Origin of the sequence: Roseateles albus, assembly GCF_028595345.1 — a bacterium.
Lineage (GTDB): Bacteria > Pseudomonadota > Gammaproteobacteria > Burkholderiales > Burkholderiaceae_C > Paucibacter_A > Paucibacter_A albus.
Genome location: NZ_JAQQXT010000004.1, coordinates 341,092 through 367,060, shown reverse-complemented (window position 1 = coordinate 367,060; position 25,969 = coordinate 341,092). Strand labels below are relative to the sequence as shown.

Annotated in this window: 19 protein-coding genes and 2 pseudogenes; 9 read left to right on the top strand and 12 right to left on the bottom strand. The window is 56.5% G+C overall.

The genetic code is table 11. The features are described from left to right. Positions 1-85: 85 nt before the first annotated feature. The 3 genes and pseudogenes from PRZ03_RS09145 to PRZ03_RS09140 all read left to right on the top strand — a co-directional run. Positions 86-883: pseudogene (locus tag PRZ03_RS09145) on the top strand (hypothetical protein); the annotation flags it as partial. A gap of 246 nt (positions 884-1,129) precedes the next feature. Next, positions 1,130-1,228, top strand: a pseudogene (locus PRZ03_RS24090) (PEPxxWA-CTERM sorting domain-containing protein); the annotation flags it as partial. 1,204 nt (positions 1,229-2,432) lie between these two features. Beyond that, entirely contained in the window at positions 2,433-3,668 is a 1,236-nt protein-coding gene (locus PRZ03_RS09140; protein WP_273600015.1) for a replication-relaxation family protein, read from the top strand. Positions 3,669-3,969: 301 nt separating this feature from the next. Here the strand turns inward: PRZ03_RS09140 and PRZ03_RS09135 are convergent, their stop codons facing one another. After that, positions 3,970-5,631 carry an SEL1-like repeat protein gene (locus PRZ03_RS09135; RefSeq protein WP_273600014.1) on the bottom strand — a complete coding sequence of 554 codons (1,662 nt, stop codon included), beginning with the start codon at positions 5,629-5,631 and terminating at the stop codon, positions 3,970-3,972. Between the two features lie 328 nt (positions 5,632-5,959). Here PRZ03_RS09135 and PRZ03_RS09130 point away from each other — a divergent pair, with 328 nt between their 5' ends. Beyond that, a complete protein-coding gene (locus PRZ03_RS09130; RefSeq protein ID WP_273600013.1) occupies positions 5,960-6,292 on the top strand; it encodes a single stranded DNA-binding domain-containing protein in 333 nt (110 codons plus the stop codon). Between the two features lie 514 nt (positions 6,293-6,806). Here the strand turns inward: PRZ03_RS09130 and PRZ03_RS09125 are convergent. Continuing rightward, the gene (locus PRZ03_RS09125; protein WP_273600012.1) at positions 6,807-7,541 is read right to left on the bottom strand and encodes an SOS response-associated peptidase; all 735 of its coding nucleotides are present in this window, start codon (positions 7,539-7,541) and stop codon (positions 6,807-6,809) included. A 252-nt stretch (positions 7,542-7,793) separates the two neighbouring features. Then, a complete protein-coding gene (locus tag PRZ03_RS09120; RefSeq protein ID WP_273600011.1) occupies positions 7,794-12,029 on the bottom strand; it encodes an NACHT domain-containing protein in 4,236 nt (1,411 codons plus the stop codon). A gap of 201 nt (positions 12,030-12,230) precedes the next feature. Between PRZ03_RS09120 and PRZ03_RS24085 the strand changes: the two genes are divergently transcribed. Further along, positions 12,231-12,431 carry a DUF429 domain-containing protein gene (locus tag PRZ03_RS24085; protein ID WP_409993945.1) on the top strand — a complete coding sequence of 67 codons (201 nt, stop codon included), beginning with the start codon at positions 12,231-12,233 and terminating at the stop codon, positions 12,429-12,431. Positions 12,432-12,830: 399 nt separating this feature from the next. On the opposite strand, the gene PRZ03_RS09115 is transcribed toward PRZ03_RS24085, so the two are convergent. Then, a complete protein-coding gene (locus tag PRZ03_RS09115) occupies positions 12,831-14,270 on the bottom strand; it encodes a hypothetical protein (RefSeq protein ID WP_273600010.1) in 1,440 nt (479 codons plus the stop codon). A 431-nt stretch (positions 14,271-14,701) separates the two neighbouring features. Between PRZ03_RS09115 and PRZ03_RS09110 the strand changes: the two genes are divergently transcribed. Further along, positions 14,702-16,051 carry an HNH endonuclease gene (locus PRZ03_RS09110; protein ID WP_273600009.1) on the top strand — a complete coding sequence of 450 codons (1,350 nt, stop codon included), beginning with the start codon at positions 14,702-14,704 and terminating at the stop codon, positions 16,049-16,051. 148 nt (positions 16,052-16,199) lie between these two features. Here PRZ03_RS09110 and PRZ03_RS24080 read toward each other — a convergent pair whose 3' ends face one another. The 3 genes from PRZ03_RS24080 to PRZ03_RS09100 form a co-directional block, all read right to left on the bottom strand. After that, positions 16,200-16,463, bottom strand: a complete 264-nt coding sequence (locus PRZ03_RS24080) for a thermonuclease family protein (RefSeq protein WP_409993944.1) — start codon at positions 16,461-16,463, stop codon at positions 16,200-16,202. Then, the gene (locus PRZ03_RS09105; RefSeq protein ID WP_273600008.1) at positions 16,460-18,433 is read right to left on the bottom strand and encodes an AAA family ATPase; all 1,974 of its coding nucleotides are present in this window, start codon (positions 18,431-18,433) and stop codon (positions 16,460-16,462) included. Before PRZ03_RS09105 ends, PRZ03_RS24080 begins: the two co-directional genes overlap by 4 nt. Before the next feature lie 113 nt (positions 18,434-18,546). Then, positions 18,547-20,562 carry a hypothetical protein gene (locus PRZ03_RS09100; protein WP_273600007.1) on the bottom strand — a complete coding sequence of 672 codons (2,016 nt, stop codon included), beginning with the start codon at positions 20,560-20,562 and terminating at the stop codon, positions 18,547-18,549. A gap of 302 nt (positions 20,563-20,864) precedes the next feature. Between PRZ03_RS09100 and PRZ03_RS09095 the strand changes: the two genes are divergently transcribed. The 3 genes from PRZ03_RS09095 (at position 20,865) to PRZ03_RS09085 (ending at position 22,848) form a co-directional block, all read left to right on the top strand. Further along, complete coding sequence (locus tag PRZ03_RS09095) at positions 20,865-21,476, top strand: hypothetical protein (RefSeq protein WP_273600006.1); 612 nt, start codon at positions 20,865-20,867, stop codon at positions 21,474-21,476. Positions 21,477-22,066: 590 nt separating this feature from the next. Further along, on the top strand, positions 22,067-22,456 hold the full coding sequence (locus tag PRZ03_RS09090; RefSeq protein WP_273600005.1) for a hypothetical protein: 390 nt from the start codon (positions 22,067-22,069) through the stop codon (positions 22,454-22,456). A gap of 152 nt (positions 22,457-22,608) precedes the next feature. Continuing rightward, the gene (locus tag PRZ03_RS09085) at positions 22,609-22,848 is read left to right on the top strand and encodes a hypothetical protein (RefSeq protein WP_273600004.1); all 240 of its coding nucleotides are present in this window, start codon (positions 22,609-22,611) and stop codon (positions 22,846-22,848) included. Positions 22,849-22,960: 112 nt separating this feature from the next. On the opposite strand, the gene PRZ03_RS09080 is transcribed toward PRZ03_RS09085, so the two are convergent. The 5 genes from PRZ03_RS09080 to pyrF all read right to left on the bottom strand — a co-directional run bounded on the left by PRZ03_RS09080 (position 22,961) and on the right by pyrF (position 25,942). Continuing rightward, the gene (locus PRZ03_RS09080) at positions 22,961-23,338 is read right to left on the bottom strand and encodes a hypothetical protein (RefSeq protein WP_273600003.1); all 378 of its coding nucleotides are present in this window, start codon (positions 23,336-23,338) and stop codon (positions 22,961-22,963) included. 159 nt (positions 23,339-23,497) lie between these two features. Next, a complete protein-coding gene (locus tag PRZ03_RS09075) occupies positions 23,498-23,899 on the bottom strand; it encodes a hypothetical protein (RefSeq protein WP_273600002.1) in 402 nt (133 codons plus the stop codon). An 87-nt stretch (positions 23,900-23,986) separates the two neighbouring features. After that, on the bottom strand, positions 23,987-24,562 hold the full coding sequence (locus PRZ03_RS09070) for a hypothetical protein (RefSeq protein ID WP_273600001.1): 576 nt from the start codon (positions 24,560-24,562) through the stop codon (positions 23,987-23,989). A gap of 105 nt (positions 24,563-24,667) precedes the next feature. After that, positions 24,668-25,138 (bottom strand): hypothetical protein, encoded by a 471-nt coding sequence (locus PRZ03_RS09065; protein ID WP_273600000.1) that lies wholly within the window; start codon positions 25,136-25,138, stop codon positions 24,668-24,670. A 102-nt stretch (positions 25,139-25,240) separates the two neighbouring features. Further along, positions 25,241-25,942: an orotidine-5'-phosphate decarboxylase gene (gene pyrF, locus PRZ03_RS09060; RefSeq protein ID WP_273599999.1), complete on the bottom strand. Its 702-nt coding sequence runs from the start codon at positions 25,940-25,942 to the stop codon at positions 25,241-25,243. Positions 25,943-25,969: the final 27 nt, after the last annotated feature.

Here is a 25,969-nt window from a genome sequence, read left to right as displayed (position 1 = left end):
GCCCCCTCATTCGCGGGGTGCTGCCTAGACTTTCAACGTTAGCAGCCAAAAACAATAATCTCTCAACGTACTATGCGCCGGGGCTATGTCAGGCCACCGCCTAACTTCAGGGATGAGAACAATGAAAATTCGAATTTGCAGCCAAATCGCGATTGCGATTTCTTCGCTTGCTTTTGGCGGACTTGCTTGCGCAACGAGCTACTCCACAACGCTGCTGGATACGCTAGGAGGCACCATTGCCGTTGCCAAAGCTATCAACAACGTTGGGCAGGTTGTGGGCTACTCTTACACTGCAGGCGATGCTTCCAGACATGCAACACTTTGGAGCGGTGCGATAACAACTGATTTGAGCACCCCGAGTGGGCCCATCAGTATGGCCAACAGCATCAATGATGCCGGACAGGTGGTGGGCTACGCCGGTACGGGCGGCAGCGACTACCACGCAATGCTTTGGAACGGCACAATAGCAACCGACTTGGGCACCCTTGGCGGGTCGCATAGCGACGCAAACAGCATCAACAACTCGGGCCAAATTGCAGGGTGGGCCTTCACCTCTGGGTACGGCGAGCCCCTAAAACGCTACGCTACGCTATGGAACAGCACAGTAATCAAAGTTCTGGGAAGCTCCAGCGTCTTAGACGGCCAAGCCTTTGGCCTGAATGATGCGGGTCAAGTGGTGGGCTATAGCCGCACAGCAGGTAGCGCTGTGCACGCGACAATTTGGAACGGAACAGGCGCAACAGATTTGGGCACCCTTGGTGGAACCACCAGCATGGCCTTTGGCGTCAATAACGCTGGGCAAGTTGTGGGCTATTCTCAAATCACTGGTGATACTGCAGTACACGCGACGCTTTGGAATGGCACAGTAGCAACTGATTTGGGAACCCTCGGAGGTGCTTCTAGCGAGGCCTACGCTATTAACACCTCTGGTCAGATAGTGGGCTACTCAGATGGCCATGCAACGCTTTGGAACGGCACTACCGTCATCGACCTACATTCCTACCTTGACGCCAGCCTCGTCAAGGCTGGCTGGGTCTTATGGAGTGCCGTAGATATCAACGATGCAGGCTGGATAGCGGGCAACGCCTACAACACGGTGACCCAGGAAAGTCGAGGCTTCTTAATGGCCGTTACAAACCCGGTCCCCGAGCCACAAACCTACGCTCTGATGCTTGCCGGTCTTGGCCTAGTCGCTGGCATCGCTCGACGCCGCATCAAGCAGCAGTAATCTCCTGGCTTCGGCCCAACGACAGAACCGGCTTAAATGGCCGGTTTTTTCATGGGCGAAAGCTCTATGGGCCTTCTCAAACGAAGGGGTATGGAACAAGCACTGGAACATTGGTTCGACTGGTGCTGCGAGCAGAACTGATTCCAACCTGGGAGCTATTTCTCAGCGGTCCTCCCATACCCTCGCATGCTGAGTGGTGGTCAAAGCACAGTGCGAACTCATTGGAAACGACGACACTTACCTTGGCTGACTGGGACACCTCAACCCTTGAAGACAGCCACTGCTTGCCAAGCCCCAGCGAGGGCTCCTTCATCCAAAAGCAAGTCAACTTTCATAAACACCAGCCGGCTGGCTTCTCCAGCCACCAGCAAGCAAGTTCTATTGCCCACAGGGGTACAGGTCACAGACCACCACTGGCGCAAAAGCCGCGTCCCACGCAATACGCTTTTCATTGCTCACACTAGAGCAGCGCCCATCGATGGAGCCCTCACCATAGGGTGAACAGTTGTGAGCAACGCCTGGCCCGATGACACCAAACACCCAGCCTTGACTGACCAGCCGGAACGCGGCGCGGCGTCCAGCCGTGGCCATTGGATGCACAGATGAAGCGTGCATGGGTCGGACTCATCCATTGGCGGCACAGCAAGGAAAGCAGAGTAGCTCGCGACTGGGCCGGCAAGGCGGTGCGAAACCGCCGCCGTCCCTGCGCATGCCGCCCTCGAGGAACGGCGAACTGCGTTAGCTGTGAGCCTGCATCCGGCGAGGGCCCCGTCGTTTCGTCGAGAGACATTAGGTACGAAACGAAGGGTAGCCGGGCCTGCAGGGCATGGTGAAGGAACAGTTGAGCAAGCCGTCCCAAGAAGACACGTTAAATTTTGGAAAAGCCTTTTGGGACGGCGGCGGTTTCGCACCGGCGCAGCCGGTCGGTAGAACAGCAGCTTTGGGCGTACGTCGCGACGAAAACGTTGTTGACGCGAGCCCCAAGGCGAGCGAGGAGGCATAAGGGGAAAGAACAGCTGCCCCCTGCCCTTTTGCTGACGTTCAACTGCCCTCGACAAGACAAAACAGCAGCAGCTCTTGTGCGTGGTGTGCAGCCTTTTGGCTGCGGGTGGCACGGTCGCTATACGGAAGTACACAGCACAAGCGCTGGTGTCACCAAGGCCGAACAGCCCAACCGAAAACGCCCATTTACGGAGCCTCGCCAATGAAACCGTCTCACCCCGAAGAACAAAAAGTCCAGCCCATCGCCGATAACTCGGAACCCCTGCAGGCCGAACAACACACACCGCACAACAATACCGTTACGCCCAATGAGGACAATGCGGCCATCCCGATAGTGCCGCCCGGTGACACCCCAGTAGTAGCGCCAGGAAAGCACTGCGCGGAACTTGAACCCGTTCCCAAGAGGCCGACCCGAGGAATCACATCAGAGCGCTCAACAACTGAGCTGAAGTCAAGCATTAGGCTCAAGACACTGGCGATGTTGAATAGGTTTCGAGTGATGCGCACATTGGACGTAGCAGCACTATGCTTTCCGGAGCGCTCCTCCTTCAAAGCTTCTTTGACTGCAGCCCAGAGAGCAGTGAGGGGAATGGTGAAGTCCGGGCTGATTCGTCGATACAAAACTGAACGATTTCAGACAATTTATGGCCTCACGCAAAAAGGTGCCGAATTGCTTGGGGACGCCGGCATCGATGCCGCGTCATCCGTGCGCAGAACCAGCGACATGACCAATCCAGAGCATCGCCTTTGGCTGCAATTCATCGTTTTGGCGAGCGAAGCTCGTGGACTCATAGCGCAAACAGAAAGCGAGGTCATGCAAGCCCTCAATGCAGGCAGAAAGCGCGAATCCCCGGCTATCCAAGGCCTACTAAACGTAGAGGTCACAAGAGCACAGAAGACAGCCAAGAGAATCCTCAGGCCTGATGCTCTAGCAGTTGAGGTAGACGGGGTCACCTGGTACGAAATAGACCGAAGCAAAAGGGGTGCAGACCGCGAGTCTTCATTGGCCGCCCTCGCGGTCGCAGTAGGGAGGCGGCTGCAAGACGGCCAAAGCCTCCGCCGGGTTGTCGTGCTATGCCGCTCAGAACGCATCGAACTCCGCGCCCTCGCGGTTTTGCGCGCCGTCGGCAAGGCCAATAACACTGAGGTCTTGATTCACCAACGCAAGCACCTCCGCGAAGTTGAGCCTGGCATCTTTGAAGTCTGGGGTGCTTTGGAGGACGCCCTGCCGGACGGCCGCGTAAAGTTGAAAGACCACCGACTGGGCCACGTTATTGTTCAGCTGCTGCCAACATGGCTGCCAAGGGTTCGGATGGATGCAAGAAACAAGTTTTCCACGGCTGGATGGTTCAGTGAGAACTACTTGCCATATCGACGACCCAAGGATTGCGAACAATGGGCGGGATTGAGCTCACCGCTACTTGTGCCGCGACAATGAAAATTCAGCAACCACTAACAAAGTAAATCAACGACTGACAGAAAAATCTTAATCAACGTGGTTGAGACTGTTTTTTAGACATTTTGCATATGCACAACTTTCATTTCGTGAATTATCGAAATGGCCATGAGGAAAGAATACTTGGTAACCTCGAGCCCAAATTTATGAATCACCTCGCAGGGTTTGTCGTTTGTGGGTTCTTTGTGGGGCTAGTCGTTATACAAGCCATGTCGGCATAGAGAAACTTGGAGGAGACCGCCTCCGCCAAGAGCACAGAGCCTGCGCCAGTGATGCGCGCCGCCTATGGCCTTTTCGCAGTCCAGTCTCGCGCTTGAGCTTGGGCAGCTGCGCGTTGCTGTGGACTTAAGCGGGCTTCAACACTGTCGCGAATTTTGACCGCTTCTTTGTCATTGCCAACACTTGCTAACAAATACCAAAAATACGCTTGCTGGTCATCGTTGGGTTCGCCCCGACCCTTGCGATACATCTCGCCGAGGTAGTACTGAGCAGTGGCCTGCCCCTGGTCGGCAGCCTTTCGATACCAGCCCGCCGCTTGCTCGCCATCGTTAGGTACGCCCTCACCAATTGCATACCGCAATCCGAGGTAGAACTGAGCGGCGGCATCGCCATTCTCTGCAGCCTTACGAAGCCAAGCCACCACTTGCTTGTCTTCCATAGTTCCGCCTTGACCCTTAACGTAAAAATTGCCGAGGTGGGACTGGGCCTTGGCATTGCCCAGCACAGCAGCCTCGCGGAACCAAGCCTCCGCTTGCTTGTCGTCCTTAGTTACGCCTTGTCCAGTGAGATACATTACGGCGAGTTGAAACTGAGCGTCGACATGGTCTTTCTCGGCAGCCCTTTCGTACCAGGCCGCCGCTAGCTTGTCATCCTTGCGTACGCCCCGACCCTTGCGATACATCTCGCCGAGTTGGAACTGAGCCTTGGCATAGCCTATCTCGGCAGCCTTTCGATACCAACCCACAGCTTGCTGGTCGTCGTTGGGTACGCCCCGACCAGTGGAATACATCTCGCCGAGGTTGAACTGAGCGTCGCGAAGGCCCACCTCGGCAGCCTTTCGGTACAAGCCCGCCGCTTGCTGGTCGTCCTTGGGTACGCCGTCACCAATGGCATACCTTAATCCGAGTTCGAACTGAGCGTCGGCATCGCCATTCTCGGCAGCAGTGCGAAGCCAAGTCACCGCTTGCTTGTCGTCCTGAGTTACGCCTTGACCCTTGACGAAAATATAGCCGAGGTGGGACTGAGTCGTGGCATAACTCTTCTCTGTAGCATCTTGAAACCAGACCATGGCTTGCTGGTCGTCCTCGGCTACGCCTTGACCTTGGGTATACATCAAGCCAAGGGCGAACGCAGCATGGGCATGGCCCCGCTCTGCAGCTTTGCGATACCAGGCCACCGCTTGCTTGAAGCTCTTGGGTACACCCAGGCCATCGAAATACAACAAGCCGAGGCTGTACTGAGCGTCGACATGGCCCCGCTCTGCAGCCTTGCGATACCAGGCCGCCGCTTGCTTGTCGCTCTTGGGTACACCCAGGCCATCGAAATACAACACGCCGAGGTTGTACTGAGCGTCGACATGGCCTTTCTCTGCAGCCTTTCGATACCAGCCAACTGCTTGCTTGTCATCCTTGGGTATGCCCCGACCCTTACGATACATCTCGCCGAGTTGGAACTGAGCTTCAGTATTGCTCTTCTCGGCAGACTTTTGAAACCAGACCATCGCTTGCTGGTAGTCCCTAGGTACGCCTTGACCTTGGGTATACATAATGCCGAGGATGAGCTGAGCACTGGCATTACCCTGGTTGGCAGACACCTTAAATCCTTGGGCAGCTTTTGCAAAGTCGCCTTTCGTGTGTGCGACACCCGCATCATTAAAGGCATCCGCCCCCACAGTGTTTGCGGCCGCGAGCAGCAGTGCAACAGTCAAAACTCTCAAGCAACGCATTCGGGCTCCCTGTTGTGTTAACGCCTATTCTGCATTGCGTTCAGCTGGTCAGCGTTAGGGTGCGTCGATATTGATTTGATTGCGGTCATCAAACTGAACTCTGTGTGAGTAGCAGCGGGCTAGATGGTTGTTCAGCGGTCTATAGACCTGTTCGGTGTTTAGGCACTGTTTTGGGGGGTGATTACCAAGCATTAGTAAGCTGGCTGCCGGAATTTCGTAGGAATGAAAGCTTGCCCATTCACTGTCGATGAACACTACGCCTACGGCTTGAACAGGGGTTCCTATACGTTTTGACGGCAACAGGTCCGTCGACTGATTTAGGACACTCATGCAAGCATTTGGAAACGTTGGAACCGACCCGATTCGAAGAGAGGCAAAGGCTTCAGGCAAGGTCTACTGGGAATTTCGGGTTGGAGAGAGCCAAGCTGGCATCGACAAGTTTCCCACTTGGTACACCGTTCGGATGATGAAGCCGGAGGACCCAAAACTTACCAAGGGCGACTTCGTTCGCGTGACTGGCAAGCTGAAAGTTGACTACTACTTTTCCCACGAAGGCAAGCCGGCGGGGACATTGCTCATCATCGCTTTTGAAGCCGCGAAGATTTCGAAAGCGGCAGCTGCGGCTGAAGAAGTGGCAGCAGTAGCTGCAGCAGCGGGCTGATAGACATTGATTTCAAAGGGGGCCACTCATTGAGTGGCCTTTTTTCTTTGGGAACAGCAAGGTGCCTTGGTTCGGTTGCCAACAATGAGAAATGGCTTTTGTCTGCAATAGCTTCAACAGCTGTCGCGGCCAGCGGTTACTTCGATGACACCAGGGGACCAATCAAAGGACTAGGCAACAAGGCAGCTGTGGGCTGTTACCCTCGTTACCGCCAGCCACCTATAGACACTATTCTTTCTCGACATCAACGCGATGGACTTGCAGGAGAAAAGTCAACAAGCAAGGACGATTTCGAGTGAGCACGATTGTCGGGTTGATGGATGCAAGGCGGGATGGATAGATGGCGCTCATCTCGTAGAGTCGCATGGCGGGAACTGCGCCCGAGCTCCTGCGGCCGAGGCTGGGCTGCCTCTGGCGCCGCCATCCGGTGCACCGGGCGCATTCGCACACCAATCCCATCTGCACAACGCCCCCACCTCCATCACCCCAGACCAGCTGCATGATGTGCTTCGCTCTAAAACAAACTACCCTGCGGCGGCCCCGCGCGAAGTCGGGCCCGCAGGCCATCGGTATGCGCGGCCGGACTTAGGTCGAACTCCTCCGACGCCGGCAGGCGCTCCGCCGCCAGCAAGGCCTGAGCCTCCGCGATTGAGCCGCGCAGCCAAGCCTGCCAGTCTTCCTGGCGTATGTGCATGACCGCGCGCTTGTCCTGCGCCTCGGGCGGCAAGGCCGGGTCGGGCTTGTGCAGGCGCTTGAGCAGGGGGTGGGAGTCGCAGTTGAGCGTGAGCATCGAATAGCTGGGCAGCACTTCACCCGTCTCGGGGTGCCGCCACTCGGACCAGATGCCGGCCAGTGCCCAGGGCCGAGCATCTGCTCGGCGCAGCGGCCACCAGATGTTGCGGCCGGTCTCCCAGTTGGGCTCTTGGTAGCTTTGTGCCGGAATCAGGCAGCGTCGGCCGCTGAGCCAGGCTTCCCGATACGTAGGCCGCTCGGCCACCGACTCGATGCGCGCGTTGTTGGTCAAGATAGCCCGCCCCGCTGGTCGGGGGTGGCGCGAGCGCGGCGGCACCATGCCCCACTGCCCGTTCACCGCCACCCGGCCTTCAGCCTGAGTGTCCGCGCTGATGATGAACACCCCACGCCCGTAGGGGCCGACCGGCGCCTGAGGGTAGCCCTCGGGGTCTTTCACGACCGCGCGAAAATGGCGCTCGACTTCTTCCTTGGGGCTGACATTGTAGAGGTTGCACATTGACCAATGACTGTAGCCTTTGGGCAAAGCCTCGCCAGTAGACCTGATGGAAGTACGCCCTAATTTGTTGTTCGGCAGCTTCGAAAGGTGCCGCAGACATTCGTCCAACGAAATGCTCAAAGGCTGATTGCGAGAACGCACGGTGCAAAGGTGATTGCCCGCTTTGGGAACGTTCCTGAACTTGGCCTCCTGCAGCTAAGTGTCCATAGCTGAAAATCAGTGCCAATGCCATTCCCGCAAGTTGCGCCCCTTTCAAGTAACACACCGCATACCGAACACAGCCAATTTTGCGACGCCAGGTGACTCTGCTTTGATGACGCTCGCCTGGCCCTCAAGGTAAGTCAACAATGCCGAGAATGGTTGCCGTTTCGCTCCACCTGGGATGTCCCATGTTTTGTTATCAAGTTGCAAAAGTACGAGGATGCCGTGGCTGCTATTCGTCCCCTTCAGGTACTGGCCAACAATCTGAGTTCTCAGTGTGTCGGTCAATGTGGCGGCCGAATATCGCGTCGTGTCTACTGGCTTGAGTTCGACGCAGACGTTGCCGGCAGGGCAGCTCAGTTGGACGTCTGTCATCTTGTCGTCGTCGACCTCTTCCTCGCGGTGCACGCTGAAGCGTCGGTTCTGAGTCTCCCGAAACTTCGCCGCGAGCCATCGCTGGAGGTACTTCTCCGGCATTCCACAGCTGAAGAGGTCGCGCTCGCTGAATGGCCCCTCCTCAATGTTCTTGCGAATCTCTTCGAGCCGTGCAATGACTTGGTCGTAGAGCTGAGCTTCGGTCTTCGGCTCGGACTGGAAAGGCGATGCGATGCTACGGAGTTCATCAACCGCCCGCATTACCCCCGCGGACGCGTCAATGGCCCCATGCTCGAAAATTTGACCGCGCAGCCGCTGCAGCTCATCCGGGTCGGTGGTCCTTGTTGTCAAACCCAGCAAGCCGTTGTGTCCAACTGACCCACGAACCTGAACAAAGAGATTCGCAATGGCTTGGCATAGGCGCTTCGTGGGTGGGCCGAAGAAGATGCTGTCATCGTCATCCGAGGTCGAGGTAACTGACGGCGGATGCGAGCGGAGCAGGGAAAAAACTTCTAAAAGTAAGTCCGCCTGAGCCTTTTGAATTGGCGCCGCCAGCCACTTCAGGTCGCCCATGGCACTCGCGAAAGCAGTGCCATTAGTAGGCGAGGCCAAAGAAGCGACGTGCCCACGGAACCAGGCCCACGCACCGATGGCGTCTTCCTCCATCCAAATTCGCAGCCAGAACATGTCGAGCTCACCAGCCGTAGAAGCCTCCAACTTGTGCAGGCATAGCGTGCAGACCTCGCCCGAAGTCAGAAGAGAATCTTCCCGCATGGCCTTGATGAGTTCTTTCAGACTTTCTGGCCGTGGAACGAGGCTACTATTTACCAGGGGTACCAAAGGCGCTACCAGGCCCATACGCACTGTTGATTTGCAGCGCAGGACCATTTCCAACGCTCCCCTCACTCCATTTCCCGGCGTAGCAGCCTGCGCTTCCATCGCCAGCCACGGAACGAGAGCCGCCTCTACCGCGCTCCGGTGCGACTCTACGAGTGCTTCGAACCAATCGGGCGGGCCGTTTGAGTTCCAGACGGCTAACTGTGCAGCCTTGGAGACTTCCGAGGCAGGAAGGGAGGAAATCGCCCCTGGTTCATCGAGGGAGCAGCGCAAACCGGCCAGTCCAATCAACGCTATCCAAGGCACCCTACCCTCCACGAACGAAGAAGGTGCAGGGGGTACGATGGAGGACCAAAAGGCCTTTACGCCGTCCTTGAAGGCTTCGGCAATCTCTGAGCTCAAGCTCGCTGACAGGGCATCGAAGTCAACTTTCGAGTAGTCGTTTCTGCCTGACAAACTATAGGAATGCAACAGGAGTTGCTGTATCAAGCCGCTGTCAGTGCCGCTGGCGATGCCGGACAAGTGTGCGGTGGCCTTTACCTTGAAATCACTAAGCTTACTTGCAGCTTCCGCCTTCCGCCGCAGCTCCCTCAGTCGCCAGGTACGCCGCGTTTTAACCCCGACTCGATAACGACGATATTCAGCGTCGACTAGGAGTGTCCTTGGTGCACCAAGGGAAAAGGGGCCGAGGACGCGGAGCGCCAGGGTTCGAGCGCGGCCATTCAACTTCCGGAAGGCGACTTCGATGGCCACGGCCTGCCAGACATCGCGGTCGGCCGACAGCAAGGAAGAATCGTTGGCAAGACGGGTCAACTCAGGTAAGTCGGTTTCGCCCAGGGCAATCAAGCAGCTCGACCCCCATGTCAGGCGGCTGACCGATGCCTGGATGTCTTCCGAGTGCGCTATCGCAAGAGCAATATCCCATCTGAGCTTTGGGCGGCAGGCGATGGCTGCTTGCAACCGTTTGAACTCCTCCGCGTCAATGAAGCCTGAATCACGCTGAGCCTCCACTTGTTCTGCCGCCTCCATGCAAACAGCAAAGTAGTCAGTCGATGTGGGAGGTAGTAGGGACAGCACCCTTTCGAAGGACTCGGGAAGCACGTCCAGCAGCCACGCTCTCTCGGGTCTGTCTGACTCTGGAAATCGCGCGAAACGCTTACCCAATGTTGGTCGAGGTAGGGCTGCTATTACAGCTTCAAGAACAGTCGCCGCAGAAGCCAGGTCGGTCTCAGGCAGTAGGTCGTCTTTGAACAGCCGGGCCAACGGGCCGGAACCGTAATCAGCCTCGTCTTGCGTTGCTATGAAGATGTCGACAAGCTCGGAAACAGTAAGCCCTTTCCAATTGACTACCGTCAGCGAATGGGCGACAAGCTCGTTGGTTGCAAAGCATCGCGCCTTCAAGTCCGCTAAGACTTGCTGGCGGTGGGTGTCCGTGCCCACCTGCTTGAGGAGACTCAGTGCCAGGACGCGTTGCCATCCAGGTGCTGAGGCGTCACGGTAGTCTGCGAGTGCTACCGAAGTGCAGTCGACCAGCTTCGCGTGAGATGCGACCTGGTAGCAAAACGCTTTGAATTCTCCAGGAAGGGTTGTGTCGGCCAGCGCGGCAGCCACTACTCCCGAGGGCAGCGCCCGACCAATTCTCATGCACACGCTCGCGCTCTGGTGCCAATCCGGGCGGAAGCCGACCTTCGATGCCTCCATGCATCGTGCAAATGCAAGTTCCGCAGAACGCGCATCCCATCCCTGTGGGTCGCCATCGGAAAGAAAGACCTCTGGATGTTCCCGGGCGACCCACTCCCGAGCAGTTACGTTGAGCGTAGCCAGCCAGCTCAGGACAGCTTTTCGCGCCGGGACCACCACCGGGGCATCAAAAGGTCGCCCAACGAATAGCTCTTGAAGCCGCAAGAGCGGTACACCGGTCTTCATATGGTTTGCGGTCCACTCGGCGGCCATGTACTCACGGATGGACCGGTGGTGGAACTTGACGCGACCATAGCTGGCTTCGTCGAAGATTGCGGTTGCCAAGAGCCGCCGCACTTCCTGAGGCCCCCAGTTGGGCAATATCGACTGGGGAGTTAGCTCGCCTGCGTCGGGCAGCGCACCAGTCTCCAAAACGAAGTACGCACAGTTCCCGAACTCTGCGGCTGCGGCCAGTTCCCTGGCGCCTTCCCGGAGTTGGTCAACGGACAAGGCCTCGCCAGACGACACATAGCTTTCGTTGAACTCTCGTAATCGGTTATCAATGTTGGCGTCCATCAACTCACGGTACGCTCCAAGCGTCCGACGCTTGTTCCACAGGGCGACCATCCAACGCAAGTCCAATGGGCGTGTGGCCATGAATTCATAGTTACCCTCAGACACCGTTATCCAGAACTGCAGCGGTTCCAGCAGGGAAAATGCGTCTGCACATCGCTTTGCCTCAGAAATGGATAGAGGGTCTAGCGCGACAACAAGGGGCTCCACAACCTTTGCTGTCGTGGCCGTCACGCAGACCGTCGTTGCATCAACTACCTCGTCCAAGTCAGGCGTAGTCACACGCGCGCTCAACGAGAGGGCGAGGCGAGAGGTGATTCGGCGGTCAACCGCAGCCTGAACTGCAGGTACAAACCAATCAGTGACTCGGGAAGAGATGGCGATTCGAACCCTGGAAAAGTAAGGTTCCAGTGCGCGTTGGACCACTGCTAGCGCCTTTTCGAAGTCTGCATGAGAACGTAGGCGCGCCTCGTCTACCGCATCCAAGAAGAAGTAGCCAACCTGACTTGATTCCACCCAGCTGTCGTAGGCAGACTGCCGCCCTGTCATCGCGAGCGCCCAGGAGTCCCCGTCCGTGAGCTGGTTCAGAGGAAGAAAGAATGCAGCTTCGCCTCTACTGCTTAGGCGGTCAACTTCCAACTGGAATTCAGCGGTCTTGCCAATTCCGGCCTCACCGAGAATGATGGCCAGTGGGGCTGCATGTAGCTCGCTCCAAGTCCTATGGCCCCGATGTTGACCAAAGTAGAAGGCCCAGTCCTCCTCCTTATCGGTCCCGGATGATTCGTTAGGTACAGAGAATGTGCGGTGTAGGTCTATGAACATTCTGCAAGGGTAACCGCACGGCGAGCACACACCGTCAGGGGCTAACTTCTGGCTGTGCTCATTAGCCAACGCTCCTGCTCGTCGGGTGCATAAATATAGGCTGTTACCCTGGTTACCGGCATTCATCAACAGACATTGTTTTTCTCGCCATCACAGTGCAGGATAGGCTGGGAAAACGTCAGCAAGCAAGGGCGATTTCGAGTGAGTTCATTTGTCGGGATTGATGGATGCAAGGCAGGATGGATAGCCGTATCAGAAGTCGATGGCGAATTGCGGTACGGCATCTTCGGCACCATCAATGAGCTGCTTACGGCCCACCAAGAAGCGACGCGAATCTGTATCGACATACCCATTGGCTTCCAGCCGTTTCGAACACACAACACGTGGTCAGTTATGTACTGAGGCCCGACAGACTCAGAAAGTCTTTGGAATTTTGAGCGCCCACATTGGCTTGAATGGTTGCGGCCGACCTTGCACGGTGAAGCCGCAGTCCGGCCCTTTGAGCTCTTCAAGCCCCTTTGCAAGGGTAGAAGACTCCACCCTCGGTCAAGGGCCTGGAAGTAGTTGAAGCCGCCCTCAACAAGGGTAGAAGTCCCTGAACGGCCGGTACCTTCAGCCGACCCGGGAATGGAAAGAAGCCACCAACGCATCTGGGCTATGTTCAACCGCCCCTGGATTAGAAAGAAGCCGTCAACGCAACTGGGTTTTGTTCAGCCACTCTGTACAAGGAATGGCGTCAACCAGCCCGCTGGCTTCGCCACTTCCACCATATGTACGGAACAACTTTGACCCCCACCCGATTCAGCCTTTGCAGTAACCTGTGACGGCAGCCAAGCTAACCCCAAGAGCCGCCGCAATCTGCGAGCGAGTAAACCCATTTGCCTTCAAACTCCGCGCCTTGATTGCAGCTTCAGCCGCCCTGGCCAGGTAGGCCTCCCTTGATTCACACCCTGCTTCCAACCGTTGCCTAGCCTTCCGCTCCCGGTCCCGTCGCCGCACCTCATCTGGACCAAAGATTGTTTGCAATTGGCGCTGCTCATAAGGCGAAATATCAAGCAGATTGACCAAAGTCGAGTTCTTGAATCTGTACCGTGGGCAAACCTCGGCACCACCGAAGAGCACCTTTTCACCCCGCTCAGCTGCAGCGGCTCGGGACAACGCTGTCGAAGTGCAAGAGGCCAGCTCAGCCACAGTCCAGGTCGGCGCGAATTCGCTGGCAAGCGACTTCAACTGCGGATTGATATCAATGCAAAGCCTCGAGTCAGCAAGAAAGCATGCTGACAAAAACATCATCATGTCTCGTCGACCTGCAGGCGCGCCAGTGCTCGTCCAGCCCCGCAGTTCGCTGAGGCTTCGAAGGTCCTCAAGACGGTCCCAGGCAAGCTGAGTTGCCACCAAGCCTTTCGCAGAAGATGACTTCTTCCGCGTGGCCGAATTTCCGCCATCAACAACCGCAAGCCGCTCACGAACCGCATCTCGCCTTCGTGCTGACTCAGCCTCGCCCTCCTCCTGCAGGCGCACTCGGCTTTCGGCGTTGGCAGCAAGCTCGACTCTTGAGCATGGGAGGACTTCATTTGCAAGCAAATCGAAGTCATATCCAACGCCGCCATTGGCCATGCGCTCGCCACCCATTGCACAGACGTTGCCGCGGTAAAGAATCCGCACGAGCTCACCGCTTTTGGTGTTCACTGTCCCGGCGACTCTGAGAACACGGGAGACATCACGAGCTTTGATATCAGAACCAAACTTCGTGAATCGCCGGCAGAGCTCATCCTGTACCACTTGCCATCGAGGTACAGCTCGCCGCGGCGGCAAAGCCCCTGCAAGGTGCCACTTCACCTGCAGGCCTCGACCTGAAAATAGGATGACGCTGGGCGGCGGCAAGCCCTCATCGTCAATGAACTGCAGCAGCATGTCGCGCTGTGTTTCTGGCAGTCGCCACGCAAGGTCTGGAACGTTGTACGTGTCGAGGTCGACAAACTGAGTTGTCATCCTCCAGACGTTGATGGCCTGCCTATTCGGCTTCCAAAATTCGTTCTGACCAATGAATGCGTCTCGCCCAGACTCTCGAAGTTGGACAAGTCGGCCCGGCAAATCAACAAGCTTGAAAGAGGACTGCCGCATCTGGCCGTCAGCCTGTTTTTCCATGACTGAAACGAATCCTGGTCGATTTGGGTCGTGATAGTCGAGTGCCTCCTCGATGCATTCGTTGAAATCAAACGCGTGCGCGAGTTGCGCCATTTCGGTCTCCCCCGCGCGGGAGACCGGTTGCTATACAAGCCATTAGTAACCCCCGCTGCGCCCTACCTCTCTTCGCCTGCAAGCATTGGGAGAGGTGGGGCGTTGCCTATGCAGCTCGCACCGTGCTTGCTGCTGGGGGATGTAGCGAGGGGTGTTTAAATGTGAGGCTTAGTTTGAGTCACCTGCTCGGCTGTGGGGCTGCGGAGGCGGTTTTGGCTGCAGACGAAAAGGATTCGCAAGGTGTAGCAAATTGGTAAGTGGTCGCCAGCCCGCAATTTTTACGAGCTTCTGAGTCATTCATTCGGGTTAATCGAGGCGCCTCTCCGACAGCCTACGCGCAACCGTTGCCTTTGTGCACAATCCACCGATGACAAATTCCAGCTCACCTTCTCAGATTGAAGGTGGCCGACCAACGAAACATAGGGACCGCAATGGATTTCTGGAAGTTCGAATGCTCCGATGAAGCAGCTACTCAAGCATCGCTTGTGACCGGGGAGCTTCGGCTGTCGCAGCCGCGCGTCGACCTCGACGACACTGACCGGCTTGTGCTCGACAAGCTCGCCGCGGGCGATGGCGTCTTGCTTGCATCTTTCGATGGACGGCAAGCACGTATCTTCGCTATTGGTCGGGTTCAGGCACTGGCCACCAGCGGTACGCCAATCCGTGTCAGTTGGCTGCCCACACCAGGGATGCAGGTCACTCCAGGCCATTCCGCACGGCAATACTGGACGGGACGCTCCGCACACGAAATTTCCCCAGAACCGGCAGAGCGATATGGCCTTCCACAGCTCCTCAAGCAATGTGGCGCCCTTCGGCTGACGCCAGACGAACGGCGGGCCTTCATCGAGTCCATGAAATCTGAGGGCTACACCGGCACACGTCTTGACGAAGTACCGCTTGCCTGTGACCTGCTTGCGCAACTCCAGTCGGAAGGTTTCGACGTTTTTCCACGAGGCATCAGCAAGGATGAGAACCGTCTGGACCGGAAAAAAGGGACTATCCGCGTCGAGTCCAATGGGAAGTACATCGCCTACCTATCGAACGGCAGCCAGGAGCCTCAGCGACACCTCATAGGATTGGCCGTGATTGTTGCCACCGAGCAGCGGACGGAGCAAGCCGTTCCGGACGACTTCGACGAAGCTGACCTCTCTGCGTTCGCGCTTGAGCACGGTGTTGAGCCAAGCCATCTCGAGCTTGCTGATAGGTCTGGCAACAAGTACATCCGTATCACGGACTTCGATACTGCCCTGACTCTGATTCACCGAAACGCGTCAGTTCTCGACCCATACTACCGAGCGCCAGAAGACCTCGGCAGCGAAGCAACGCGAGAGCGCGACGAGAAGCTCATCAGAGCCAAATTTGCAGCCACCAATCCTGCGCGCTACAAGCGACTCATAGAGGCTCGCCGCGGACAAGGACGATACCGCACCTCACTCCTTGAGCGCTTCCAGGGGCAATGTGCGGTCAGCGGCCTTCGCCTTGGTGCTGCGCTTCGGGCGTCTCACGTACTCGCTTGGAGCAAATGCGAGACCGATGAACAGCGGCTCGACCCGGACAACGGGCTCTTGCTTTCACCCGACCTGGACGCACTCTTCGACCGGCACCTCATTACATTTGACCAAGACGGGCGCATCAGATGCTCGCCGCGACTCGCAGAACATCGAGCGCACCATTGGCCACTCGCAGACTTGCTAACAAGGCCAACTGCCACTCAATTCGCATACCTCGAGCGGCATAGCAAGGAGTTCGACCGCCTGGCTGCCCGTCGGATTTCGCGTTGATATCAGCTCGCGCGCCCTTAATTAGCCAAAGGGCAGCGGCATAAACCACCGCCACCTCACTCAGGTCGCCTTCACACTTCTAAAACCTAGCCAGGGCAACGCGGTTCCAGCCAACTGATTGGCCGTGCGTTTGTTACCGGCAGGTCAATCAGGCCTGTCTGCGCTGCCGGCGCGCCTTCGGCGACATCGGGTCCGGCTCCGACCACAGACCGCGCTTCGCCCCATGGGCTTCAGCGTGAAGGCGTCGATACCCTTCTCGGTCGACTGGCTGGTCTTCATGCACATATGTTTCCGGGTACCTGGCCAGACCCTCTGAAAGCATGATGTCCGCAGCGTCTTTCCCTGCACTCGTTTTCAGTCGGCAGACCTGCCGACCATAGCGGTCCTGCTTGTAGCAGCTGACATGCCTCACATACTCCAGCGGGATACGACTTCGTTTACAGCGGATATGACTTTGCCAAAGGCCTCGACGGTCGGAGCCGGCATGTCAGTAGCCTTCTTCGTCGCTAAGTCAGTCATGATGCACTTTGCAACGCGCCCCTTGTTGAAGGCCATTCCCTTTGCTTCGAAATGAGACGTGAGCCGGTCGACAATCGACCCAACGGGCATCGCTGGGAGCTTGAGGGCCTTTCCTTGAAGCTCCTTGGAATAAGCCGCAGTAACTTGACTCAAGTAGTGAGCCTCATCAAACAGGTCTTCGATGGCGACGTTGCCAGGGCGCCCAAGAATCTTGCCCAGCATTAAGACATCGCCGTCACGAAGCAGCCAGTTGTGAACGAGCTGCTTGTTTGCTTTCAGCCCCTCCTCGTCGGAGTCAAGGAGCGCGGAAACCTTCAACTCCTGGCCTTTGAGCAACGTGGCCAAGTAAGCAACTTTAGAAGCCCCGCCCGCCGGCGTGATGACAAGCTCATCTGCTAGCCCAACCTCCCCCGCCTCCTTGAGCAGGGTCGACATCGTCGACAGGAACCAGAAGTCAGTCACTCCCTCTACGACGAGGTTCTTCTGGCCGATGAACAATGACTGGGCCCACGACAATCCGAGCGCCGCTTGCAGCGTGAAGCGCGCGTCGGCATCCGCGGCAGCCCATTCGTTGTGGACCTTCGTGCCCTCGCCCGGCTTGTCTTCGGCGACCCAGATGTTGTCGAGTCGCTCCATGTCCAACATAAATGGAAGATGAGTCGTGTAGATGAGCTGGTTGCTCTTTGCATACGACTTCATGCGTGCCAGCAAGTCACGCTGGGCTGCGGCATGAAGGTGCAGACCAGGCTCATCGAGAAGGATGATTGCGCCCTCGAAGTCGCCGTCCGTCTCGTACATGAACTTCATGTCGAAAGAGAAGAACCACTGGAAGCCCTTCGACCGCTCCTCAAGCGGCACTAGCGCCTTGGAGGCCTCGTCCTTTACGAATGTGATGAAGTGGTGTCCGTCAGCTTGGAACTGCACTTCGTACTTCTTCTGAGACCAGCGCTCGGCGATTTCGTTAGTTAAGGTTTGGCTTGCATCATTCATGTCAAGCATGCGCTGCTCGCGGTCGTTTTGGGCGCCCTTCTGCACTTCCTCGTCGAGGTCGAGGCCAGCCATCTCCATGATAGTGATGATGGTGCGGTCGTCGTCCTTCAGCTGGCCGTTGTCTTTGCGCTGTTTGACTTGGTCGAGATGCGCCGTACCCTTGAAGGAGAGCCAGTCGTCCATGTAGATGAACGTAGGCATCCATGAGCGCACAAGTATCCACACCTCGTCCCTGGGTGCCTGGGTCATCTTCTGTGACAGCTCGTCACAGGCCGTTCCCAGACTTTGAGCTAGGGTGGTATCACCACTGAGTGTGGCCGCTTCAACGAGTTGGCCCTTCAGCTCGGAAACCAAAATCCCAGCGGCGGCAGTGTCAGCTGCCTTGAGTTTCTCTCGAGATGCCTTCAGCACCGTGCTGAGTACCATCGCAAGGTCAGCAGGCTGGCCCTTACATTGAATTGCCACCAACTGCTGAAGCAGATAGTCGGCCGACGCACCATCTCGCGTCTTCGGAGGAACCTGCGGTTGGCACCTCCAATGCCACTCGCCATCGTAGGTGCGCCCAAGTTCAACGCTGCTCAGCTCACATCGTGGGTCGATTTCCGCGAGTGCCGCCAGCTCCTTCGCATCGAAGGTGAATCTGCAGGTGACGACCTCGAACTTTGCATCCCGCTCCTTCCGCCTGCCGCGAGGCCATTCACGGTCGAGGTTGTAGGATTCCTCCTGAAAAGGATTGAATTTCCAAAGTGCTTTAAGTAACGAGGTCTTCCCAGACTCGTTCTTGCCGACTACGACAGCCATGTCATCAAGAGTGACCCATCCGGAATCCAGAATGCTTCGGTAATTGCGAACGCGGAATGAATTTAGCTTCATGCTCTCCCCTCTGAAAATGACAATGCTACGGAAGGCTGGCATCTTCGCCGAACTCGTCTCCTTGGACTTGTAGGCATGCGGACTTGCATGCACAGCGGAATGCCGCAGGCGATTCAGTTCATCGGTATCTGCAGCCGCTCAAAGAACGCCCGATTGCGCTTCTTGGCATCGCTCAGCACCTTGTCGTAGGACACGATTTCTATATAGCAGCCTGCCGACTGGTGGTACCTGAAGTAGCCTTCGTTGTCGGGTGTCTTGACGAAGTCGTGGTTGTCGGCAATAGACTTGATGCGCGGCGTAAGGCTGCAGAGGATGTAGGCGTAGAACGGAATAGAGCCGACGTTAATGGTCTTGCCGTCCTTGTCCTTGGCCGTGCCTTCTTTGATTTTCCGAACGTAGCGCAGGACCTGCTCCACGGGATTTTCGTCCTTTGCCGGGTACTCTTTGCGCTCCGGCCGCTTGAACTCAACGATGACTACCGACTGGTAAGGGCTTTTCGTTTCGGAGAACGCCCGAGCGGTGTTGAAGATAGCTAGGTCAGGCTCGTCGCCGCCGGACGCGTTGACCGCCTTCAAACTCCTCATCGGCAGGTCCGAGGCCATGTATGAGTGGTAGGCAAGACGCTCGTCGACGACCCACAGGTTCTGCTGAGAGAACTCGACAACCTCAGAGTCCGCCTGCATTGGATAGATGAGGCTGTGCACAAGGTCTTCCCGAGCGTACGCACCAGACTCTTGGACCTTAAGGGCGGTGTCCAGCATCTCGAGGATGGTGCGCCGATGCACAACGTACTTGGCCAGCGCAGCCTTTCCGAGTTCGTTCTCCTCATCGAGGTACTGCTGATACAGAGCTGCGTACTCTGGGGAGCCAGCCGCAGTGTCGAGGGGCACCTTTTTGATTTCAGCCGCGCGCTGACGGTGCTCCAGCTCAATATCCTTCTGCGTCTTATACAACTCGATATCGAGCTGGTCTCTCGACACGTTCGCCGGGATTCGCTCAAGCCGGTCCCGGTAGCGTTCTTGAAGCTGGAACCGGTATTGCGGAGCGTCCTGCTGGATGAAGCTTTCAATGGCCTGCCGCTTTTCTTCACGCAGCTGCGACGTGTACGGTTCGGCGACCTGTTTGAGCGCCTGAACAACTTCGTCATCAAGCTCCTCCCGGGTCATCTCCTCGGGAAAGTTGAGGTCGGCCTCCTGCATGAACATGAAGGCCGTCCGTTCAGCGTTGACTTTAGAGTCAAGGTAGGGGCCGACCACATAAGTGCGGAAAACGAACTGGTCACCATTGTCATCAGTGAGACGGCCTTGCAGGTCCGGTATAGCCCTTCCGGCCTTCCAACCCAGCACTTCACGCTGGTTGGCGCAGTATGAAATGCTATGGTTCTTGACGGCGCTGGACTGATACCTCAGCACGGTGACTCTGAAATCGTGCCCCTTGAGCTTGAATGTCACGTCCTGAGCTCGCTCCTTCGCTTCCTCATAAAAAATGTGGTTCAGATTGCACGACTGACCGTCGGCGTCATGAAGAGTGATTTGAGGACAGCGGCCGCCCACGAAGTGGATGAGTAGATGGTCTATGACCTTGTGGGCGATGGTGTCCAAAGACTTCGGAAAGTGCTTTTCGTACTCTGTCCGCAAGCCGGTGAGCTTCACCGACGTGCGACATTTCTTCACCTCGGCATCGTTGACTTCGTCACCCTCAACCCCATCCATCGTGAAGACGAACCTAAAGGTCCGACGCATCCAATCGCCATCGTCCTGCAGGTAAGTGCTGTCAATGGCGGCCTCGCGGAACACTTTCAACCAGGTGAACCGGCCGATGCCCTTGTTTCCACGATTGGCCTTGCGTGTCGAGTCAGATAGGAAGAACGCACGAACGTTGCCGTCATTGAAGCCAGCGCCGTTGTCGACGATGGTTACGTCCCGGATAGCCGCCAGGGTGGTTTCCTCATTGCCAGACAGCGCCACCTGACGCGCCTCTCGCTCCAAGTACACGTCGATACGGCCATCTGAAATGCCGGCGTCTTCGATGGCCTCGATGGAATTCACGAGGCATTCGAAGAGCGGAATGAGAGGTTGCGTGACAGGCAACTGAAGGTTGCGTATCCGCCCGACGATGTCTACCTGCATGGCTAGCCCCCCATTTTTGGGTCTTGTATGTAAGCACTGTTGGCATAACGTCTCAACAGTTCGTGCATCGTACCGCTCGCGGCTAGCTGGACCAACTTTCGCCTGCGAAATCCTCCGGGTACCAAACAAGCCCTTCAAAGAGCATAAGGTCCACGACATCTTTACCGCCATAGGTCTTCATCCATCGGTACTACGCACAGCCGCGATGGCACCCCAATGATGGACTACCAGCAACGCACTCAGCCAATTAATAGAGGTCGCTATACGAAGTCCCTAGAACATTTATTCAACAGGACACCTCTATGGATTGGCTTACCCACATAAAGATGCTCAGCCGAGCTAGAACCGCTGAAATTCTCGACGCTAAAAGCGTCGATGGACCGAGCTCGGACACCGGGCACTTCCACCGGCGATGTATCGCAGCGCATGTTCCAAATTGGATAGCCGCAAAGTTCGAAACCGCAAATCAATCGCATAAAAGCGAAACGGTCCGCGCCGGACTCACCGTGATGACTACCGAGGACCAGCTTGATGCAATGCTGATACTCGCCTATCAGACCGGCACAACTCAAGTGCGCTGCGTCATGCTCGCAAGCAATCCAAAAGTGAAGCAACTCGTAAATGACGCGAATGCTAACGAAACAGTTCAACTCCTCTTTTTCCGCGAGCACGCAGAGCTGGCGACCCTGTATGAAGTGAACGTTAAATTTGCGCCCGACCCGGAGCTGCAACACATTCTCAGGACCGCAGTTTTAACGCCCTTGAGCGCAGTGATGCTGGTCAACATGACCTTGGCGCAGGTGGCTCCAAATTCGTTGGACTCCTTGATTCCAGGAGTTGACGTCCACGATGTGCTCGTCCTAGCGGTCGGAATGGACGTTGATGAGTGCATGAGGCAAGTCGTTGCGGTTTAGCTCACATCAGACACCCAGGCTTCAGAGTTGGGAGCAGCTAAGCCGTCGCCTTGGAATTGACTGGCCACGCCTCACTGCAGTGCCGTGGGCTTGTGAACTGAGGAACTGCCAATTGCCCGCTTTCACATGATTCACATCCCGCCACTGAAAAGGTGGTGGGATTTTTCTTTGGAAGCAACTCTTCGAAAGCCGGGATTTTCTTGGCCTCAAAAAACAATAGCGACATTGACGTGAACTTAGTCACGCCCGCCTCCAATTCACTTGACACAAAACAGAGTCTCAAGAGTCTAACGATATAGGTCCTTTGAAATCGGGATGCTGGTAGTTCGAAGCCAAATCGTTGATGAGGTAGGGAATTTAACAACGATAGCTATTCGATTGGTCGGCACTGATAGACGACAAAACTCACTGCCGTGCAACAAGCCGACGCACGGGACCGAAGTCCAACCATTGCCTTCCCGGTGGTGTGCCTTTGAAACCAATGCAACCAAAAACAGAAACTGGATATGTTGATGACAGACTGCAATTCCTCTACTGACGGGAGCCCTACTCCCTCGTTCGTGGTTACCTTGGGGGCGCCTGGCGCTCTCTTGACCAAGACGAGCGACGCTGAGCCGAACGCGCTTGAAGCGGTGGTGCGGCTGATTGTTCGACTTCCCGCTTTTGGGCAGTTCAGAACGAGGAACGAAATTGGAGGGCCGACCTTCGAAGCTCGTTTGAGCAGGGCGCAGGGAGAAAAAGCTCAAGCGTTCTTGGATGCCCCTGAGTTCGCCACCCTGCTCAGGGCTGAGCTTGCCGAAATCACGCTAGAAGCGCAGAAGGCGGCAGTGCAGGAGCAGGACCGGCAGCGTACCCTGAGGCTCACGCCCCTTGAATTTGGAATGCTGATTGAAAAGCGCAGCGCCGGACGTTTGCAGCAAAAGCCACGGCAAGCCGCCAAGAACCCTTGCCTAAATGACGTGTGGCGCCAAGTAATGTAGCCACAGGAGAACACAAAAAATCCCCATACAGTTCCGAAGAACCAGAGCGCCCCGAACAGCCCGTGCAAGGCACCCCACAACAAAGCCGAAAAGGCAGCACATACAGCAGGATGTAGTGATGTGGACGACAGCACTTTGAGCAGCCAGCGAGCATGAACGTCTCGACAATTGGTGAAAAGACGACGGCACCAAAGACGTTGCCAAACGTGACATCCCTCGAAGGCGCCGAATGGGCTGCGGCGTTCAGCCCTGCGGCTTCAGCTATCAAGGTCGCCAACGCGATGACGATTGCTGAAGGAATGAGTGCCAAGGGCACCAGGCACAGGCAGTACTTCCAGAGCGATATCTTTGGGTGGAGCAGGAATCCGAGCAAACTGCGCATTACGGTCTAGACGTTTGAGCTAACCGGCGCGGTACAGGTTGGCGCTGGTAGGACCAGAATGAAATCACGACCCGGACGGCGCCAAGCCGTGTAGCGTCCGGTTGATTGGTTAGCCCAATGTTTCATTGTGTTTTAACCGACTGCCGGACAGAGCAGGAATACTTTTGGGCCGCAGGCGGAATGGCCGAGAGCACAGCATCCAACCGCTTAGTGACGTTGCCTGCGGGCGGCAAAGATTCCAAAGTGGCAACTACAACCCAACGAGCTTTCTCACCAGATGATTCGATTCTTTGCACCTTCGTCGAGAACCCGTTGTCCTTAGCACTGGCAAGGAATTGAGTTATGTTGGCTTCCGTGAACATGGTGAATTCAATTTCGAATTCAGCGGGCTTGCCTGGCGCGGTAGCGGCGCCACAAAATGACCAATCAGCAGCGACTGCACTCTGCCCTAGAAACGCCAGCAAGGCGACAACTGTGACTGCTTGAACGAAAATGCGCATACTTGGTCCGACGATGTTTTGAGACTAACCGTTCGAGCTAACCGGCCCGCGACGGCATGGCACCGAAGGGCCAGAATGAGATGAGGCCCGAAGGCGGCATGCCATCGCAGGTCCGATTGAGCGAAGGGCTATGCCATTTCTCCGCATGAAGAAAACAAGTCACTTGGAGAGTTTGTCAACGTGCAAGGCAAACAACTTACAGGATGAGCCCGGCTCGGATGAAGCCTGGAACTCAAAGCGCCCCCCGCTTCCACTAGTCGCAACCGCCCAACTACCGTCGAACTTGTAACTTGAAGGAAGCGAATCAACTGCAACGGACTTCCGAATGTACACGCCATCAGTTTGACGGGAAAGCGGTAACACCGCCTCGATAGGGCCGACAAAACTTGCCAACTGCGCGAGGCCACGAGCTACATCCTCACCCGGCGCCGTAAACATAGCTGAAAGCTCAGAGAGCCTACCCTGCGACATCAAGCGAATGGCTTGAACTGCACACGAGTCGACTGCGTATGTTGCGCCAGAAACAGCCAATCCTGCAAATAATAATAGAGAACGAATCATTGGTTTTCCCTCGGCCCAATGGGCATAACGGTTAGGTAACCGGCCTGCGCGATTTTCGCGCAGGCCGGTTGAGCGTAGGGTTCGGCGTCATGATGATGGGTACCATGCTTTGGGTACAAAGCGTATACGGCGCAGCTTGTTGTTCTCCAATACGTAGTAGGAAACGCCTCGATTCTCGACACGCTCCTCTGGCATGCCGATGAGAATCAACAGCCGACTATCCGGCTTGAACTTTATTGCGCCAGCAGCGTGCCACAAGTCGCCGCCGCCTTCCAGCAGTGATTCATGGACGTTCACGGCAACATTGGTTGATACCCCGGGAGGATGGTAAATTCTTCCTGTGAGGGCGTCGATGATTGATATTTGGGTGCATTCCGTGCCACAGCCCCACGTTGCAAGAATGTAGTGACCTGCGAAATTTGGCCTTTCTTTTGCCCACCGGGCAAGGCGCGAACGAAACATTCTTGTCTTAGGGTCACCGTGCAGGATTGGTGCAGCGTTACTTCCGGCGAATACTTCCGCAGGAAATTTCTCAAACATTGGTGCGTCAGACGGAATGTCGACTGGCCGAATGGTGTATTCGTTGTAACCATCTTCGTCTGTTGCTCCGAAAGCGAAAGCGCAGGCAAGCAACAAAAGAGCGGAGAGACCGAGTCGTTTCATAACGTTCGAGCTAACCGGCACACAACGGCGGGACGCCGCTGGGCCAGTATGAAATGAGACTCTGCGGAGGCATGCCGTTGTATGTCATGTTGAGCGGGTTATGTGTCAATTTCTCTCCAGGTAAGACATAACTGACCTCTGCCCGCGCAGTACGTCTTCGACCAGCCAGCAACCGTGATGTGTACGAGACAACTGGACAACCGCTTGCTTCAGCATTTGCTTCTCACCAGGGCCAAGAAGGAAGTAGTAAGAAATGCGCACTTGCGCTTGCGCGCCCTTCACCTTGGCAAAGGTTACTTTGGCGGAGCGTGATTGTTCGCCATCCTGCGCATCAGTCCAATAGTTCCAATCGATGAACCCTGAGCTGCCAGTCCGCCGCTGCTCAGCCAGGTTTGCTTCGACCGCATTGGCGAGCGCTTCACCCAACGGTGGTGAAGGCGCGCCAGTGAAAATGAAATCCTGGTGTTTTTCGTACAGAGCCAGCGCCGAGCTAGATGGGCTGCGTAGACACTCGCCAACTGCAGCAACTGGCAAGCCGAGAAACAGCAGCAGGAGAAAAATCGTGAAGTGTGGCATTACCGTAGAAGTTGAGCCGCGAGCGACGGCTGGCCATGGAAGGACCAGAATGAAATGGGGGCCTGAAGTGTCCAGCCGTTGCGAGTCGGCTCGAACGCCCGACTAGCCCGCATTTCTTGCTCCCATGCTTGATAAGGCTGAAGCAAAGGCCGCTTTTGGATTCTCTGCTTGGGTGATGGACCGGCCGATGACTACGTGTGATGCTCCTGCTTGGCGCGCAAACGCAGGTGTGGCAACACGTGCCTGGTCGTTGGAGCTGGCGCCGGCAAGCTGGATACCAGGCGTGACAATCAAACTGCCTGCTGGCAGAAGCGTTGTGATGTACGTGGCTTCGTTAGCCGACGCCACAACGCCATGACACCCTGAAACTGCAGCGAGTTTCGCGAGCCGTTCTACCTGCAGCCGAACTGAAGGCGCCAGGCCGATTTCGGGAAGCTCATTGTCTGTAAGGCTAGTTATGACCGTGAGTGCTAGCACTTTGAGTTGCGGGTAATCGGTCGCCGCTGCGACCGCTGCGCGCAGCACAGCCGAATCAGCGCTTGCATGTACCGTGACCATGCCAGCACCGAGCTTGCCGGCGGCGCGAACTGCGCTGGAGACCGAGTTGGGAATTTCATGTAGCTTCAGGTCAAGGAAGACACTTTTGCCTCGCCCCACAAGCTCCCGAACAACTTCGGGGCCTTCTTCAGTTAGAAGCTGGAGTCCGACCTTATACGCCGAACAGTCTTGCCCAAGTTTGTCGACGAGGGCAATGGCATCAGCGCGGCTGGGAAAGTCTAGGGCAACGATTACTTGTGCGAACATGGCGGCAATGTGGCTGTGCGGGCAAGA